The sequence below is a fragment of the Oceanicella sp. SM1341 genome, from assembly GCF_003448965.1.
GTDB lineage: Bacteria > Pseudomonadota > Alphaproteobacteria > Rhodobacterales > Rhodobacteraceae > Paroceanicella.
Window position 1 is genome coordinate 153,286 of record NZ_QRGC01000001.1, and the last position, 17,203, is coordinate 170,488.

Genomic DNA, 17,203 nt, shown 5'->3' on the forward strand with positions numbered 1-17,203 from the left:
TCAGGCGGCTTCGCTGACCTTGGAGGTCGGCAGGTAATCGAAGGTCGGGCGGCGTTCGGCGCGGATCTGTTCGCGCCGCAGGGTGGGGAAGGGCGCGCCGTCGCGCATCTCCACTTCCACGCGCACGATGCCCACGGTACAGGCCGCGTGCTCCGGCGTGTTCAGCGCGGCTTCGGCAGCCTCGGCGGCCTCGGGTGTGTCGAAGACTTCGGCGTCGGACACGTCGCGGCTCCAGACCGCTCCGGTCCACCAGACGACATCGCCCTCCACGAGGTCGTTCGCGGTGAGGACAACGGGGCGGAATGCACGGGCCATGGCGGGACCTCCTGCCTGTCGGTGCGCGGAATCGTCCCGCACCCTGGGTGACTGATTGCATTGCAATATGGAGGAAGCCGCCGTGGATTACAATAATTCACACAGCGAAAAACTCTCACGAAAGATTACACGCATGTGGGTGTGAAATAGGGTGCAACGTTAATTGGATTGAAGCCGGCCCCCGGCTTCTTTACCAGCCTCAATACCATGACAGACACCCGACATACCCTGCGCCCGCTGGTCTGCGACCCGGCGACCCCCGGGGCACTGCCGCTGGCCGGCGGGCCGTTGTGCTTTGCCCATGTCGAGACGGCGGATGGCGTGGTGGCGGCCTCGGCGCTTGATGCCGCCGGGCGCGCCGCACTCAGCGCGCCGCGGCCGGCGCTCTGCGGGCTCGACCTGCGTCGCCCCCGGGTGATGGGCATTCTCAACGTCACGCCCGACAGTTTCTCCGACGGCGGTCAGAATTACGGCACCGCGCGTGCGCTGGCGCGCGCGCAGGAGATGGTGTCGGCAGGGGTCGACATGATCGACATCGGCGGCGAGTCGACCCGCCCCGGCTCCGTCACGGTGCCGGACGCCGAGGAGATCGCCCGCGTGGTGCCCGCGATCGAGGCGATCCGCGCCGCCGGCATCACAATGCCGATCTCGGTCGACACCCGCAAGCCCGCCGTCTTCCGCGCCGCCCATGCCGCGGGGGCGGATCTCTGGAACGACGTGACCGCGCTCACCTGGGCCCCCGGGAGCCTCGAGACCGCCGCCGCCCTCGACGCCCCGGTGTGCCTGATGCATTTCCGCGGCACGCCCGAGACGATGACCGGCCTCACCGATTACGATGACGTGCTCGGCGAGGTGGTGGACTGGCTGGGCACCCGCGCCGAGGCCTGCCGCGCCGCCGGCATCCGCCGCGAGAACATCCTGCTCGACCCCGGCATCGGCTTTGCCAAGACCGCGGCACAGAACCTCACCCTCATCCGCGGCCTCGCCGCCTTCCACGCGCTCGGCTACCCGCTGCTGCTGGGCGTGTCGCGCAAGCGTTTCATCGGCAGCATCGGCCGCGCGGAGCGGGCGGAGGAGCGCTTCCCCGGCTCCATCGCCGCCGGGCTTGCCGGGCTCGGGCAGGGCGCCCAGATCCTGCGCGTGCATGACGTGGAAGCCACCATCCAGGCCCTGCGCCTCTGGCGCGCCAGCACCTTGGGAGAGACAGAATGACCCGCAAGCTGTTCGGAACCGACGGGGTGCGTGGCCGCGCCAACTCGGGCGCGATGACCGCCGAGATGGCCATGCGCCTCGGCATGGCCGCCGGGCGCTACTTCCGCAACGGCCACCAGGAGCACCGGGTGATCATCGGCAAGGACACCCGCCGCTCGGGCTACATGCTCGAGACCGCGATGACCGCCGGCTTCACCTCGGTGGGCATGAACGTGTTCCTGCTCGGGCCGATGCCCACGCCGGCGGTGGCCATGCTCACCCGCTCGCTGCGCGCCGACCTCGGGGTGATGATCTCCGCCTCGCACAACCCGTTCGAGGACAACGGCATCAAGTTCTTCGGGCCTGATGGCTACAAGCTCTCCGACGAGGCGGAGGCCGAGATCGAAGGCTACCTCGCCGAGGACCCGACCCTCTCCGAACCCTCCGACATCGGCCGGGCCAAGCGCATCGACGTGGCCTACGGCCGCTACACCGAGTTCGCCAAGACCACCTTTCCGCGTGGCCTGCGCCTCGACGGGCTGAAGATCGTGGTGGATTGCGCCAACGGCGCCGCCTATCGCACCGCGCCGGACGTGCTGTGGGAGCTGGGCGCCGAGGTGATCACCCTGGGCACCGCGCCGGACGGGTTCAACATCAACGCGGGCGTGGGCTCCACCCACCCCGAGGCCGCGCAGGCGATGGTGCTCAAGACCGGGGCGGACATCGGCATCGCGCTCGACGGCGACGCCGACCGGGTGCACGTGATCGACGAGACCGGCCGCATCATCGACGGCGACCAGATCATGGGGCTCATCGCCTCCCGCTGGGCGGCCGAGGGCCGGCTGCGCGGCGACGCGCTGGTGGCCACCGTGATGTCGAACCTCGGGCTGGAGCGCTTCCTCGCCGGCCGCGGCATCGGCCTGCGCCGCACGAAGGTGGGCGATCGCTACGTGGTGGAGGAGATGCGCCGCGCCGGCTGCAACCTCGGCGGCGAGCAGTCCGGCCATATCGTGATGTCGGATTACACCACCACGGGCGACGGGCTGATCGCCGCCCTTCAGGTGCTCGCCTCGCTGGTGGAAACGGTGAAGCCGCTCTCCGAGATCGGCCAGATGTTCACCCCCGTGCCGCAGCTGCTGAAGAACATGCGCTACACGCCGGGCACCGAGCCGCTGGAGACGGACGCCGTGAAGGCCGAGATCGCCGCGGGCGAGGCCCGGCTGGCCGGCACCGGCCGGCTGGTGATCCGCCGCTCGGGCACCGAGCCGCTGGTGCGGGTGATGGGCGAGGCGGAAGACCCCGTGCTGCTCGAGGAGGTGATTGACGGCATCTGCGCCGCGGTGGAAAAGGCGAGCTGAGCCTCAGCGTTTCGGCTTCGCCCGCCGCAGCCGGGTGATGCCGAGCCCGCCAAGGATCAGCACCAGCCCCGCGGCCTCGGCCCAGCCCAGCCGCTCGCCCAGGAACAGCCAGCCCAGCACCAGCGCCCAGAGCGGCAGCAGGAAGCTGGTGGAAGAGGCGAACACCGCCCCCGAGCGCCGGATGAGCACGAAGCGCAGCACCTGCGCCGCCCCGGTCTGCGCCAGCCCCAGCACGCAGACGGCGATGAGCGCGGGTGCCGGCGGCACGCCCTGCGGCAGATGCGCGAGGGTGAGCGGCAGGTACATCACCGCCGAGGCGACGAGTGCCGCCGCCGTGGCCTGCAGCGGGTGGTAGCCGGGCATGAAGCGCACGGTCATCGAGCCGAGGGCAAAGCCGAGGCCGGAGGCCGCGCAGGCCAGCGCATGCCACAGCGAGGCCCCGCCGGAGGCATCGCGCAGAACCAGCAGCCCCACGCCGAGAAAGCCGGTGAGAAACCCCGCCACCCGCAGCCCGGTCATCCGCTCGTCGCCCGCGAGATGGCTCAGCAGCAGCACGAAGAGCGGCGAGGCGGTGATGAACAGCGCCACCACACCGCTCGGCACCTCCTGCTGGCCCCAGGTGTAGAGCGAGAAGGGCAGCGCGAGGGCGAGGAACCCGTAGAGGCAGGACCAGAGCCAGAAGCCCGCGCCGCGTGGAAACGGCCCCGTGACCGCCCGTGTGAGCGGCCAGGCCACGGCCGCGGCCAGCGCCAGCCGCGCGCCGGTGACGAACCAGGGGCTGAGGCTCTCCAGCGCCAGCGAGATGAACAGGAAGGACGAGCCCCAGACCACCACCAGCACCGCCATGGTGGCCCAGCTCTTCGCGTCGATCACGGTGTCGCGGCCGGCGGGCCGGGCAGGGGTGTCGGACATCCCGGGCTCAGGCGATCAGGTCGGGCGGCGGCTCGCGCAGCAGCGCGGCGACACGGGTGAGCGCGTGCTCCAGCCGCCGGCGGTTCGGCGGGCCGGAGAGTGCGATGCGGATCGCGGCCGGCGCCTTGTCCTCCGAGGCGGTGAACACGTCCGAGCCCGCCACCAGCACGCCGTTGCGCTCGCAGGAGGTGACGAAGGCGGTCACCCGCCAGGCCGGCGGCAGCGGGATCCAGATGAAGTTCAGGCCGCGGCGGGAGTGGAAGTTCAGCCCCTGCAGCTTCTCCGCCGCGATGTTGCGCCGGGCGTCGAGCTCGGTCCAGACCTGGTCGCGGATACGGTCGGCCTCGCCGGTGGTGATGAGGTTCTCCACCAGCCCGGCGATGAGCAGCGAGGTGGAGAGGCCGATGCCGCGCAGCGCGCGCGGCGCGTGCTGGCCGCGCCCCGGCGGGCAGCACAGGAACCCCATGCGCAGCCCCGCCGCCACGCATTTCGACAGCGAGGTCGTCACCCAGGCGCGCTCGGGGCAGAGCCGGTCGAAGCCCGGCAGCCGGCCGGGCACCGACACGCCGTAGACATCGTCCTCGATCACCTGCACGTCATGGCGGCGGGCGATCTCGGCGATGGCCTCGCGCCGGTGCATGGGCGTGTGCACGGTGGTGGGGTTGTGCACGTTGGCCGAGAGCAGGATGGCCTGTACCGGGTGGCGCGCACAGGCCTCCTCCAGCGCCTCCGGGATCAGGCCCTCCGCGTCGCTCGGCACCGCCACCGGCCGGCCGCGGCAGCCGCGGATGGCACGGCGGAAGCCGGGGTAGGTGAGCTGCTCGGTGAGCACCACCGGGTCGCGCCCCTCCAGGATCATCTGCAGCGCGCCGAAGATGCCGTTCTGCGCGCCCTCGGTGAGCACGAGGTTCTCCACCGTGGCATTGATGCCCTGGGCCACCAGCCAGTCGCAGGCGGCCTGCTTGCAGGGCAGCAGGTCGGTGGGCTCGGCGGCGTAGCGGATGAAGGAGATGCCCGAGGTCGCCACCTGCGCCGCGCGCTCGCCGATCACCGTGCTCTGGCCCACCTCCACCGCGCGGCTGGCGAGCAGGTCGTACATCCCGGGCGCCTCGGGCTCGGGCATGATGAGGATGCTCGAATCGGCCTCCTCGTGGCGGGTGCCGCGCACGAAGGTGCCGCGGCCCACCGTGGCCTCCAGCAGCCCGGCGTCGGTCGCGATCTGGTAGGCGCGCGCCACCGTGCCCGGAGTTACGTTCAGGCGCCAGGCAAGGTCGCGCACCGGGGGCAGGCGGGTTCCGGGCTCCAGCGTGCCCTCGCGCACGTCATGGCGCAGGGCGTCGGCCAGGGCGCGGTATTTCGGCCCTTCGGCGCCCTGGATGTCCGGAAGCCATTTTGTATCCGTCACAATATACCTCTGGCGGTGGGTGATGGCGGCATTGTATCAATCATTCATCCCACAAACGGGACCCGATTGCAACATTGTACCATGACAAAGGAGGCAGCCATGCCTTTGCAGTCTTCCGAACTCCTCGTGCTCGACCGGCAGACCCGTCTGCCCGCGCTGGCGGATGTGCTGGTGCGATTTGCCCGACTCACTCTCATCTGGTCCCATCGTGCCCGAACCCGCCGCGCACTGTCACAGCTCGACACCGCCCGGCTGGCCGACATCGGTCTCACCCGGGAGATGGCGCTGGACGAGGCCGCGAAGCCGTTCTGGCGGGCCTGATCGGGGCGCCGCGACACCGCGCGGGGCAGGGGTTTCCTATCGGAAATCCGCGTCGCTGAATTCGCGCAATGTGTCGCAATTTCCATATTGACCGGCCGGGGAAGCAGGAGTACCTCCACTCCCGGGCCGGTTCCCGGGTTATGGGTGAGCGGGGGCAGGCTCAGGAATTTCACCCTGACGACGGAGCCGTCCATGAGCCTCCCCTCGCAGCCGCAGGTCAAGCCCGCGCGCCCTGAATTCTCCTCCGGTCCCTGCGGCAAGCGCCCCGGCTGGACGCTGGAAAGCGTCGCCGCGAAGGCCTTCCTCGGCCGGTCGCACCGCGCCTCGAAGCCGAAGGCGCAGCTGAAATCCGTCATCGACCGCACCGCGAAGTTCCTCGGCGTGCCCGAGGGCTACCGCGTCGGCATCGTGCCCGCGTCCGACACCGGTGCCGTGGAGATGGCGCTGTGGTCGCTGCTTGGCCCCCGGCCGGTGGACGTGCTGGTCTGGGAAAGCTTCGGCGCCGGCTGGGCGACCGACATCCAGAAGCAGCTCAAGCTCGATGACGTGAACGTGCTGAAGGCCGAGTACGGCGCGCTGCCCGATCTCGCCGCCGTCCGCAAGGACGCCGACGTGGTGTTCACCTGGAACGGCACCACCTCCGGCGCCCGCGTGCCGAACGCCGACTGGATCGCGGCCGACCGCGAGGGCCTCGCCATCTGCGACGCGACCTCCGCCGCCTTCGCGCAGGACCTCGACTGGGCGAAGCTCGATGTGATCACCTTCTCCTGGCAGAAGGTGATGGGCGGCGAGGGCGCGCACGGCATCCTCATCCTGTCGCCCCGCGCGGTGGAGCGGCTCGAGACCTTCACCCCCGACCGGCCGCTGCCGAAGATCTTCCGCCTCACCAAGGGCGGCAAGCTCATCGAGGGCGTGTTCAAGGGCGAGACCATCAACACCCCCTCCATGCTCTGCGTGGCCGATGCCGAGGACGCGCTCGACTGGATGGAAGAGCTCGGCCCCGCGACCATCCGCGCCCGCGCCGACGCGAATTTCGCCGCCCTCCAGGCCTGGGCCGACGGCCGTGACTGGATCGCCAACCTGGTGGAGGCGCCGCAGGCGCGCTCCAACACCTCCGTCTGCCTCAAGATCACCGATCCGGAGGTGGCCGCCCTCGACGACGCCGGCCAGCGCGCCTTCGTGAAGGAGATGGTGAGCCTGATCGAGAAGGCCGACGCCGGCTACGACATCAACGGCTACCGCGACGCCCCCGCCGGCCTGCGCGTGTGGTGCGGCGCCACGGTGGACACCGCCGATGTCGAGGCGCTCACCGCCTGGCTCGACTGGGCCTATGAGGCCGTGAAGGCCGAACGCGCCGCCGCCTGAGGCAGCCCCTCACATTCCGGCCGGCCCGCGGGCCGGCCTGCCGCAGAGGCCCCGGGTCATGGCCCGGGGCGCCGGTTCACATCATTCCAAGGATGCCCCAGATGGCCAAGGTACTCATCTCCGACAAGCTCTCGGACGCCGCCGTGCAGATCTTCCGCGACAATGGCGTGGAGGTCGACTTCCAGCCCGACCTCGGCAAGGACGCCGCCAAGCTCGCTGAAATCATTGGAAACTACGATGGTCTCGCCATCCGCTCGGCCACCAAGGCCACCGCGGATCTGATCGCGAAGGCCGACAACCTCAAGGTCATCGGCCGCGCCGGCATCGGGGTCGACAATGTCGACATCCCCGCCGCCTCCGCCAAGGGCATCGTGGTGATGAACACGCCCTTCGGCAACTCGATCACCACCGCCGAGCACGCCATCGCGATGATGTTCGCCTGCGCGCGCCAGATCCCGGAGGCCGATGCCTCCACCCGGGCCGGCAAGTGGGAGAAGTCGAAGTTCATGGGCTCGGAGATCACCGGCAAGACCCTGGGCGTGATCGGCTGCGGCAACATCGGCTCGGTCGTGGCCTCGCGCGCCATCGGCCTGCGGATGAAGGTCATCGCCTATGACCCGTTCCTCTCCGCCGAGCGCGCCACCGAGATGGGCGTGGAGAAGATCGAGGACGTGGAAGACCTGCTGGCCCGCGCCGATTTCGTCACCCTGCACCTGCCCAAGACCCAGACCACGGCAAACCTGCTCAACGCCGACCGCATCGCCAAGATGAAGAAGGGCGCGCGCCTGATCAACTGCGCCCGCGGCGGGCTGGTCGACGAGGCTGCGGTCGCCGAGGCGCTGAAATCCGGCCATCTCGCCGGGGCTGCCTTCGACGTGTTCGCCGAGGAGCCGGCGAAGGACAACGTGCTGTTCTCCGCTCCCAACATCGTCTGCACCCCGCATCTCGGCGCCTCCACCTCGGAAGCACAGGAGAACGTGGCGCTGCAGGTGGCCGAGCAGATGTCGGACTACCTGATGAAGGGCGCGATCTCCAACGCGCTCAACGCGCCTTCGGTGACCGCCGAGGAAGCCCCGGTGCTCAAGCCCTGGATCACGGTGGCCGAGATGCTCGGCGGCTTCGCCGGCCAGGTGACCGAGAGCGCGATCAAGGAAATCGAGATCGAGTTCGTCGGCCGCGTGGGCCAGCTCAACCTCAAGCCGCTCACCGCGGCACTCACCGCCAACCTGCTGAAACCGCTGGTGGGTGAAGGCGGGGTGAACATGGTCTCCGCCCCGGTGGTCGCGCGCGAGCGTGGCATCAAGATCGCCGAGACCCGCAAGGACGAGCAGGGCGCCTACGGCACCTACATGCGCCTCGTGGTCACCACCGAGAACCAGACCCGCTCGGTGGCCGGCACCATCTTCTCCGACGGCAAGCCGCGCTTCATCCAGATCAAGGGCATCGGCCTGGAGGCGGAGCTGCAGCCCACCATGCTCTACACCACCAACACCGATACGCCGGGCTACATCGGCGCGCTCGGCACCACGCTGGGCACGCTCGACGTGAACATCGCCACCTTCGCCCTCGGCCGGTCCGAGAAGGGCGGCGAGGCGATCGCCTTCCTCGGCATCGACGGCGAACTCGACAAGGAGACGCTGGCGCGCATCGAGGCCCTGCCGCAGGTGCGCCAGGCGAAGTTCCTGCGCTTCTGATCCCGGGCACCTCTGCGCCCCTCGAACCTTCCGCGGCCCGCCTTCTGTCCCGAAGGCGGGCCGCGCGACCATTTGGAGGTTTCACCCGCGCGCCCCGGGCGGTATAAGGCGGCGGTTTTTCCGGCAGGAGAGAGTCATGGCCAATGTAGTCGTTGTCGGCGCCCAGTGGGGCGACGAGGGCAAGGGGAAGATCGTCGACTGGCTCAGCGAGCGCGCCGACGTCATTGTCCGCTTCCAGGGGGGGCACAACGCGGGTCATACGCTCGTGATCGACGGGAAGGTGTACAAGCTCTCGCTGCTGCCCTCGGGCATCGTGCGGCCGGGCAAGCTCTCGGCCATCGGCAACGGCGTGGTGCTCGACCCCTGGGCGCTGGTCTCGGAAATCGAGAAGCTGCGCGGGCAGGGCGTGGAGATCACCCCCGAGAGCCTGATGATCGCCGAGAACACCCCGCTGATCCTGCCGCTGCACGGCGAGCTGGACCGCGCGCGCGAGCAGGCGAACTCGACCGCCAAGATCGGCACCACCGGGCGCGGCATCGGCCCGGCCTACGAGGACAAGGTCGGCCGCCGCACCATCCGCGTCGCCGATCTCGCCGACGAGGAGACGCTCGACACCCGCCTCGACCGGCTGCTCACCCATCACGACGCCCTGCGCCGGGGCCTCGGCCTCGAGGAGATCGACCGCGCGGCGCTCAAGGCCATGCTGCTCGAGATCGCCCCGCAGGTGCTGCCCTACGCAAAGCCGGTCTGGCGCGTGCTCGATGCGCACCGCCGCAAGGGTGACCGCATCCTCTACGAGGGTGCGCAGGGCGCGCTGCTCGACGTCGATTTCGGCACCTATCCTTACGTGACCTCCTCCAACACCATGTCGGGCATGGCCGCGACCGGCTCCGGCATGGGGCCCAACGCGATCAGCTTCGTGCTCGGCATCGTGAAGGCCTACACGACCCGCGTGGGCGAGGGGCCCTTCCCATCTGAGCTCACCGACGAGACCGGCCAGCGGCTGGGCGAGCGCGGCCATGAGTTCGGCACCGTGACCGGGCGCAAGCGCCGCTGCGGCTGGTTCGATGCGGCGCTGGTGCGCCAGACCTGCACCACCGGTGGCGTGACCGGCATTGCCCTCACCAAGCTCGACGTGCTCGACGGGTTCGACACCCTGAAGATCTGCACCGGTTACGAGCTCGACGGCAAGTTCATCGACCACCTGCCCACCGCCGCCGCCCAGCAGGCCCGCGTCAAGCCGGTCTACGAGGAGCTCGAGGGCTGGTCGGAGAGCACCGAGGGCGCGCGCTCCTGGGCCGACCTGCCGGCCGCCGCCATCAAGTACGTGCGCCGCATCGAGGAGCTGATCGGCTGCCCGGTCGCCATCCTCTCCACCAGCCCGGAGCGGGACGACACCATCCTCGTCACCGATCCGTTCGAGGGCTGAGATGGCCCTGTCATGGCGCACGCGCAGACGTCTTGCCCTCCTGCTCCTGCTGGTGGGCATGCCGGCCTATGTCGTGGTGGCCGTGACGGTGATGTCGCTGCTCGACCGGCCGCACTGGGCGGTCGAGCTCGGCATCTACGTGGCGCTCGGCGTGCTCTGGGCGCTGCCGTTCCGCTTCGTCTTCAAGGGGGTCGGCCGGGAAGACCCCGACGCCTGAGCCGCGCGCGTTGCCGCAATTTCGCCCCGATCGCGCCGATGCGACTTGGCAAGTCCGCCGGCCCGGCAGCATCCTTGCGCCAGCCGACTCGGAGCCCGGCACCACGCCGGGCAGACCCGACCGCCCGCCTGCAGGAGGCACCGTCCCCGTGACCAGCGATCCGTCAACCCCCTTGCCGCGCCTCGGTGACCCGGAGGCGATGGTCACGCTCGTCGGTGGCGGCGAGCTCCGCGAGCCCACGCTCGCGGCCGCCGAGGCACTGGCACCGCGCCTGTTTGCCGCCGATGGCGGGGCCGACCGGCTGCAGGCCTTCGGCCGCCTGCCCGAGGCGATCATCGGCGACATCGACTCGCTGGGCCCGCAGGAAGGCTTCCGCGCCGCCGGGGTGGAGATCCGCGCCGTCGCCGAGCAGGACAGCACCGATTTCGAGAAATGCCTCGCCCATGTCGCCTCGCGGCTGGTGATCGCGGTGGGGTTCACCGGCGGGCGGGTCGATCACATGCTGGCCGTGCTCTCGGCCATGGCGGCGCGGCCCGCGCGCCGGGTGCTGCTGCTCGGCCCGGAGGACCTGTGCTTCCTCGCCTCCGGCCCGCTGTCGCTCGACCTCGCGGCGGGCACGCGGGTATCGCTCTGGCCCGTGGCGCCCACGCGGGTGACCGAGTGCGAGGGGCTGGTCTGGTCGGCCCGCGGCATGGAGATGGCGCCGGACGGGCGCATCGGCACCTCGAACGCGGCGAAGGGCGGGCCGGTGCGCCTCGCCTTCGCCAACCCCGGCATGATGGTGTTCCTGCCCGCCTCCGAGCTGGGCCAGGCCGCCGCCATGCTGCGCTGCGCCCCCTGGTAGGCGGCCCGGGCCCTCAGCATTCCGGGATGTTCACCGCGAGGCCGCCGAGCGAGGTTTCCTTGTAGCGCGCATCCATGTCGCGCCCGGTCTGGCGCAGGGTCTCGATGCAGGCGTCGAGCGGCACGAAATGCGAGCCGTCGCCGCGCAGCGCCAGCGAGGCCGCCGCCACCGCCTTCACCGCCCCCAGCCCGTTGCGCTCGATGCAGGGCACCTGCACGAGACCGCGCACGGGGTCGCAGGTCATGCCCAGGTGATGCTCGAGCGCGATCTCGGCGGCGTTCTCCACCTGCTCGGGGCTGCCGCCCAGCACGGCGCAGAGCCCGGCGGCCGCCATCGCGGCGGCGGAGCCCACCTCGCCCTGGCAGCCCACCTCGGCGCCCGAGATCGAGGCATTGGTCTTGATGATGCCGCCCACCGCCGCGGCGGTGAGCAGGAAGTCGCGCACCCCGCGGCCCTGCGCGCCCGGCACATGGTCGAGCCAGTAGCGGATGACGGCGGGCACCACGCCGGCGGCGCCATTGGTGGGGGCGGTCACCACCCGGCCGCCGGCGGCGTTCTCCTCGTTCACCGCCATGGCATAGACCGAGATCCAGTCGTTGGTCACATGCGGCGGCGCGAGGTTGAGGCCGCGCTCATGCTCGAGCTGGGCGCGGATGGCGCCGGCGCGGCGCTTCACGCCGAGGCCGCCGGGCAGGGCGCCGGTGCCTTCGAGCCCGCGCTCGATACAGTCGCGCATCACCTCCCAGATCCGGTCGAGCTCGCGGTCGAGCGCGAGGCCGGGGGTGGCGGCCATCTCGTTTGCCCGTTTCATCGCCGCGACGGAGAGGCCGGAGGCGGCCGCCATCTCCAGCATCTCGGCGGCGGAGCGGAACGGGTAGGGCACCGCGCGCGGCGCCTCCTCGGCCGGGCGCTCCAGCTCGCGCTCGGTGAGCACGAAGCCGCCGCCCACCGAGTAGTAGGTCTCGCGCAGGGCGAGGTTTCCGGCGGCGTCCATCGCCTCCAGCACCATGCCGTTGGCATGGCCGGGCAGGGGCGGGCCATAGTCGAACACGATGTCGCGCGCGGGGTCGAAGGCAAGCTCGGGCAGGCCCTCGGGGGTAAGGGTGTGGCTCTGGGCAAGCGCCGCCTCCGCCGCCGCGGCCTGCGATGCGTCGAGCGTGGCGGGCACGTAGCCCATCAGGCCCAGGGTCACCGCGCGGTCCGTGGCGTGGCCCTTGCCGGTGAAGGCGAGCGAGCCGTGCAGCGTGCAGCGCAGCGCCGCCGGCGCGCCCGCGCCGGGGATGCGGTCGCGCCCGCCGCGCAGCGCCTCGAGAAACCGCGCCGCGGCCAGCATCGGCCCCATCGTGTGCGAACTCGACGGCCCGACCCCGATCTTGAACATGTCGAACACGCTGAGGAACATCCCGCACTCTCCCTTGCTGGCCTGGCCCCGGATCATAGCGCCCGCGCCCCCCGCCAACAGTCGCGGAGCGACACTCGGTGGCCGAAACGGGACAGAGCGACGCGGGCATTTCGTCTCGCAACCGGGTGCGGTAACCAGTATAGAGACCTGCGGACCGGGACGCCCCCCGGGCCGGCAGCCCAACGCGCCGAGGTTGACGATGAGCCGCGAACTTTCTCCGCCCGACCGGGCCAAATTCCTGGCCGCGCGCCAGGCGCTCACCTTCGTGGAAGACGGGATGCGGCTGGGCCTGGGCACCGGCTCGACCGCCGCCTGGTTCCACCGGCTGCTGGCCGAGCGCATCCACCGCGAGGGGCTGAACGTGATCGGGGTGCCCACCTCCTCGCGCACGCGCGACCTGTGCCTGAGCCTCGGCGTGCCGCTCACCACGCTCGACGATGCCGGCTGGCTCGACCTCACGGTCGACGGGGCCGACGAGCTCGACGAGAACCTCACCCTCATCAAGGGCGGCGGCGGGGCGCTGCTGCTCGAGAAGATCGTCGCCACCGCCTCCGACCGCATGCTGGTGATCGCGGACGGGGCGAAGCGCGTCCACACGCTGGGCGCCTTCCCGCTGCCGGTGGAGATCGTGCCCTTCGGCTGGAAGACCACCAAGGCGATCGTGGAGGAGGCGCTGGCCGATCTCGACGTGGACGGCCGCAACTCCACCCTGCGGCTGGCGAATTCCGAGCCCTTCGTCACCGACGAGGGCCATTTCATCATCGACCTGCACCTGGGCCGGATCGGCGACGCGACGGCGCTCGCGCATCTGCTCACCGACATTCCGGGCGTGGTCGAGACCGGGCTGTTCATCGGCATCGCCCAGGCGGCGGTGATCGGGGAGCCGGGCGGCACCGTCATCCAGATGACGCTCGACGAGGACGACCGCCTCATCGCGCCGCCGAGCCCCGAGGAGGAACGGCAGCTCATCGAAAGGCTGGAGGACTGATGGCCGACTACGACTTCGATCTCTTCGTCATCGGCGGCGGTTCCGGCGGCGTGCGCGCCGCGCGCATGGCCGCCCTCACCGGTGCGCGCGTGGGGCTGGCCGAGGAATTCCGCTACGGCGGCACCTGCGTGATCCGGGGCTGCGTGCCCAAGAAGCTGATGGTCTATGCCTCCGCCTTCTCCGAGGCCTTCGAGGACGCCGAGGGTTTCGGCTGGTCGGTTCCGCAGAAGCCGACCTTCGACTGGACGTCGCTGATCGCGGCCAAGGACGCCGAGATCACCCGGCTGGAAGGCATCTACCGCGCCAATCTCGACCGCACGGGCGTGCACAGCTTCTCGGCCCGCGCCACCGTCGCCTCGGCGCATGAGGTGCGGCTGGCCACGGGCGAGACCTTCTCGGCCCGCACCATCCTCATCGCCACCGGCGGCTGGCCCTTCATGCCCGACATCCCGGGCATCGAGCACGCGGTGAGCTCGAACGAGGTGTTCAACCTGCCCGCGCAGCCCAGGCGCGTGCTCATCGTGGGCGGCGGCTACGTGGCCTGCGAGTTTGCCGGCATCTTCAACGGGCTCGGCTCCGAGGTGACCCTCGCCTACCGGCGCGACCTGGTGCTGCGCGGCTTCGACATGGACCTGCGCACCCACACTTCCGCCGAGATGGCGAAGAAGGGCATCGCCTTCCGCTACGGTGCGGAGCCGGCGCGCATCGAGCGGCTGGAGAGCGGCGCCTTCGCGGTGGAGATGGGCGACGGCCGCCATCTCGAGACCGACCTCGTGTTCTTCGCCACCGGCCGGGTGCCCAACACGAAGGGTCTGGGGCTGGAGGAGGCGGGTGTCGCCCTCACCCCCGGCGGCGCCGTGCAGGTGGACGCCTACTCGCAGAGCACCGTGCCCTCGATCTACGCCGTGGGCGACGTGACCGACCGGCTCGCCCTCACCCCCGTCGCGATCCGCGAGGGCATGGCCTTCGTCGACACCGTGTTCCGTGGCACCCCGGTGAGCCCGGACCACGACCTGGTGCCGACGGCCGTCTTCACCCAGCCGGAAATCGGCACCGTGGGGCTGAGCGAGGAGGACGCCCGCGCGCTGGAGCCGGTGGAGATCTACCGCTCCACCTTCCGCGCCATGATGCACACGCTCTCGGGGCGCGACGAGCGCATGCTGATGAAACTCGTCGTGGGCAAGGAGAGCCGGCGCGTGCTCGGCTGCCACATCGTGGGCCACGGCGCGGGCGAGATGATCCAGCTCGCCGGCGTCGCGGTGAAGATGGGCGCCACCAAGGAAGACTTCGACCGCACCTGTGCCGTTCACCCCACGGCGGCGGAAGAACTGGTGACCATGCGAGAACCTGTCGCGGAGACTTGATCGCCGGTCACTAACCCCCATTTCTGGGGACAATCACAGCGGAGGACATGAAGCGAGATGCCCTATAGCAACAATGGCGGCCCCTGGGGAGGCGGCGGTGGTGACGACAAGAAGGGCGGAGACGACCGTGGCCCCTGGGGCAACGGCAACCGCCCGGGCGGCGGCAACACCCAGGTTCCCGACATCGACCGCATCGTGAAGAAGGGGCAGGAGCAGCTTCGCGTCCTCATGGGCGGCAAGGGCGGCAACGGCAACGGCCGTCCGCCCTCCGGCGGCGGCGGTGGCGGCACCGGTCTCGGGCGCGGCGGCATCGCGCTGATCGGCCTCGCGGCCGTGGGCGTGTGGCTCTTCGCCAGCTTCTACACCGTGAAGCCGGAGGAGCGCGCCGTGGAACTGTTCCTCGGCAAGTATTCCAACACCACCGGGCCCGGCCTGAACTTCGCGCCCTGGCCCGTCGTCACCCACGAGGTGGAGCCGGTCACCCGCGAGCGCGTGGTGAACGTGGGCGTGAACGAGACCCGTCGCGGCCAGATGGTCGAGGAGGGGCTCATGCTCACCGGCGACGAGAACATCGTCGACATCGACTTCCAGGTGGTCTGGAACGTGAATGACCTGCGGGAATTCCTGTTCAACCTCAAGGACCCCGACGCCACCATCGCCGCGGTGTCCGAATCCGCGATGCGCGAGGTGATCGGCCGCTCCGAGCTGGCCCCGATCCTCAACCGCGACCGCGCGCAGGTGAGCCAGGAGGTCTACGACATCATCCAGAGCACGCTCGACAGCTACGACAGCGGCATCCACATCGTGCGCGTGAACTTCGACCGGGCCGACCCGCCGGCCGACGTGATCGACGCCTTCCGCGACGTGCAGGCCGCCGAGCAGGAGCGCAACCGCTTCGAGCAGCAGGCGCAGCGCTACGCCAACGAGAAGCTCGCCGCCGCCCGCGGTGAGGCCGCCCAGATCGTGCAGGAAGCCGAGGCCTACCGCTCCCGCGTGGTCAACGAGGCCGAGGGTGCGGCGTCGCGCTTCACCTCGATCTACGACGAATACGTGAACGCCAGGGAGGTCACCCGCAAGCGCCTCTACCTCGAGACCATGGAGAAGGTGCTCGGCGAGGTGGACAAGGTGATCATCGACCCCTCCGTGGGTGAGAGCGTCGTGCCCTACCTGCCGCTCGACCAGCTTCGCTCGCGGCCCGGCAACGGCAACGGGGAGACCAACCAGTGAAACGCAGCACCCTTCTTCTCGGCGTCGCCGCCGTCGTCGTGATCGCCGGCGCCTCGTCCGTCTTCATCGTCGACGAGCGCGAGCAGGCCCTCGTGCTGCAGTTCGGCGAGGTGGTGGAAAAGCGCACCGACCCCGGCATCGGCTTCAAGATCCCGTTCATCCAGAACGTGGTGAAGTTCGACAAGCGCATCCTGTCGCTGGAGACGCGCGAGCTCGAGGTCACCCCGCTCGACGACCGCCGCCTGGTGGTCGACGGTTTCGCCCGCTGGCGCATCACCTCGCCCGAGCGCTTCCGCCAGGCGGTGGGCAGCGAGGACGAGGCGAACGTGCGCCTGGAGCGCATCCTCAACGCCTCGCTGCGCCAGGAGCTCGGCTCGGTCACCTCCAACGAGGTGCTCTCCTCCGACCGCCAGTCGCTGATGACGCGGATCCGGGACGTGGCGCGCACCTCCTCCGAGGGGCTGGGCGTGGAGATCATCGACGTGCGCATCCGCCGCGCCGACCTGCCGCGCCAGAACCTCGCCGCCACCTTCAACCGCATGAAGGCCGAGCGCGAGCAGGAGGCGGCGGACGAGCGCGCCCGCGGCCAGGAGGCGGCGCAGATCATCCGCGCCCAGGCCGACCGCTCGGCGGTGGAGACCCTCTCCAAGGCCCGGCGCGAGTCCGAGATCGTGCGCGGTGAGGCCGATGGCCAGCGCAACCGGATCTACGCCGAAGCCTATGGCCGCGATCCGGAATTCTACGCCTTCTACCGCTCGCTGGAGGCCTATACCCGGGCGCTCGAGTCCGGCAGGTCGACCATGGTGATCTCGCCTGACAGCGAGTTCTTCGAGTATCTGCGCTCCGCCGGCATCGCCACGCCGGGGCAGGGCGAGATCGATCTCGGCACCGGCGACGACAGCGGCACGGCGCCGCAGGACGAGGCCGCGCCGGAGACCCCCCCGGGGCCCGACGCGTCCGCAACCCCGGCCCCTGCGGCCCCTGCCGCGGCGCCCGCCGCGCCCGCCGTTCCGACCGAGTGACACGGAACACCGGGGGCCGCCCGCGCGGCCCCCGGACCGGCCCGCAAGAGGGGCGGGGCATTTTGTCACGCCCGGCTCTCGATTGCTAACCGGATGGTGATCTATCATGATCACAAATCCCTCGCATCACGCCTGCATTGGTGAGAAAG

At 70.5% G+C, this 17,203-nt stretch carries 16 protein-coding genes; 12 read left to right on the forward strand and 4 right to left on the reverse strand.

Annotation, left to right across the window (positions count from 1 at the left end; translation table 11 throughout):
• Positions 1-315: a DUF2849 domain-containing protein gene (locus tag D3P35_RS00680; protein WP_118132526.1), complete on the reverse strand. Its 315-nt coding sequence runs from the start codon at positions 313-315 to the stop codon at positions 1-3.
• A 207-nt stretch (positions 316-522) separates the two neighbouring features.
• On the opposite strand from D3P35_RS00680, the gene folP reads away from it, so the two are divergent.
• Both folP and glmM read left to right on the forward strand, forming a co-directional pair.
• A complete protein-coding gene (gene folP / locus D3P35_RS00685) occupies positions 523-1,527 on the forward strand; it encodes a dihydropteroate synthase (protein WP_118132781.1) in 1,005 nt (334 codons plus the stop codon).
• Positions 1,524-2,864, forward strand: coding sequence for a phosphoglucosamine mutase (gene glmM / locus D3P35_RS00690; RefSeq protein ID WP_118132527.1), 1,341 nt, complete (start codon positions 1,524-1,526; stop codon positions 2,862-2,864). The genes folP and glmM overlap by 4 nt, the downstream gene beginning before the upstream one ends.
• A gap of 3 nt (positions 2,865-2,867) precedes the next feature.
• Here glmM and D3P35_RS00695 read toward each other — a convergent pair whose 3' ends face one another.
• Positions 2,868-3,776 carry a DMT family transporter gene (locus D3P35_RS00695; protein WP_118132528.1) on the reverse strand — a complete coding sequence of 303 codons (909 nt, stop codon included), beginning with the start codon at positions 3,774-3,776 and terminating at the stop codon, positions 2,868-2,870.
• Positions 3,777-3,783: 7 nt separating this feature from the next.
• On the reverse strand, positions 3,784-5,181 hold the full coding sequence (locus D3P35_RS00700; RefSeq protein ID WP_118132529.1) for a PLP-dependent aminotransferase family protein: 1,398 nt from the start codon (positions 5,179-5,181) through the stop codon (positions 3,784-3,786).
• Between the two features lie 99 nt (positions 5,182-5,280).
• On the opposite strand from D3P35_RS00700, the gene D3P35_RS00705 reads away from it, so the two are divergent.
• From D3P35_RS00705 to D3P35_RS00730, 6 genes are all read left to right on the forward strand, one after another.
• Positions 5,281-5,502, forward strand: a complete 222-nt coding sequence (locus D3P35_RS00705; RefSeq protein ID WP_118132530.1) for a DUF1127 domain-containing protein — start codon at positions 5,281-5,283, stop codon at positions 5,500-5,502.
• A gap of 192 nt (positions 5,503-5,694) precedes the next feature.
• Positions 5,695-6,867 carry a phosphoserine transaminase gene (locus D3P35_RS00710; protein ID WP_118132531.1) on the forward strand — a complete coding sequence of 391 codons (1,173 nt, stop codon included), beginning with the start codon at positions 5,695-5,697 and terminating at the stop codon, positions 6,865-6,867.
• Between the two features lie 101 nt (positions 6,868-6,968).
• Positions 6,969-8,561 (forward strand): phosphoglycerate dehydrogenase, encoded by a 1,593-nt coding sequence (gene serA, locus D3P35_RS00715; protein WP_118132532.1) that lies wholly within the window; start codon positions 6,969-6,971, stop codon positions 8,559-8,561.
• A 136-nt stretch (positions 8,562-8,697) separates the two neighbouring features.
• Positions 8,698-9,990 carry an adenylosuccinate synthase gene (locus tag D3P35_RS00720; RefSeq protein WP_118132533.1) on the forward strand — a complete coding sequence of 431 codons (1,293 nt, stop codon included), beginning with the start codon at positions 8,698-8,700 and terminating at the stop codon, positions 9,988-9,990.
• Position 9,991: 1 nt separating this feature from the next.
• Positions 9,992-10,207 carry a DUF2842 domain-containing protein gene (locus D3P35_RS00725; RefSeq protein WP_118132534.1) on the forward strand — a complete coding sequence of 72 codons (216 nt, stop codon included), beginning with the start codon at positions 9,992-9,994 and terminating at the stop codon, positions 10,205-10,207.
• A 148-nt stretch (positions 10,208-10,355) separates the two neighbouring features.
• Positions 10,356-11,051 carry a thiamine diphosphokinase gene (locus D3P35_RS00730; RefSeq protein WP_232830318.1) on the forward strand — a complete coding sequence of 232 codons (696 nt, stop codon included), beginning with the start codon at positions 10,356-10,358 and terminating at the stop codon, positions 11,049-11,051.
• A 13-nt stretch (positions 11,052-11,064) separates the two neighbouring features.
• Here the strand turns inward: D3P35_RS00730 and D3P35_RS00735 are convergent, their stop codons facing one another.
• A complete protein-coding gene (locus D3P35_RS00735) occupies positions 11,065-12,453 on the reverse strand; it encodes an L-serine ammonia-lyase (protein WP_118132535.1) in 1,389 nt (462 codons plus the stop codon).
• Between the two features lie 199 nt (positions 12,454-12,652).
• Here D3P35_RS00735 and rpiA point away from each other — a divergent pair, with 199 nt between their 5' ends.
• Genes rpiA through hflC form a run of 4 tightly spaced genes read left to right on the forward strand, consistent with a single transcriptional unit; the run spans position 12,653 to position 17,054 of the window.
• Positions 12,653-13,441 (forward strand): ribose-5-phosphate isomerase RpiA, encoded by a 789-nt coding sequence (rpiA, locus tag D3P35_RS00740; RefSeq protein WP_118132536.1) that lies wholly within the window; start codon positions 12,653-12,655, stop codon positions 13,439-13,441.
• Complete coding sequence (gene gor / locus D3P35_RS00745; RefSeq protein WP_118132537.1) at positions 13,441-14,805, forward strand: glutathione-disulfide reductase; 1,365 nt, start codon at positions 13,441-13,443, stop codon at positions 14,803-14,805. Before rpiA ends, gor begins: the two co-directional genes overlap by 1 nt.
• Positions 14,806-14,862: 57 nt before the next feature.
• Positions 14,863-16,032, forward strand: a complete 1,170-nt coding sequence (gene hflK, locus D3P35_RS00750; RefSeq protein ID WP_118132538.1) for an FtsH protease activity modulator HflK — start codon at positions 14,863-14,865, stop codon at positions 16,030-16,032.
• Entirely contained in the window at positions 16,029-17,054 is a 1,026-nt protein-coding gene (gene hflC, locus D3P35_RS00755; RefSeq protein WP_118132539.1) for a protease modulator HflC, read from the forward strand. Before hflK ends, hflC begins: the two co-directional genes overlap by 4 nt.
• Positions 17,055-17,203: the final 149 nt, after the last annotated feature.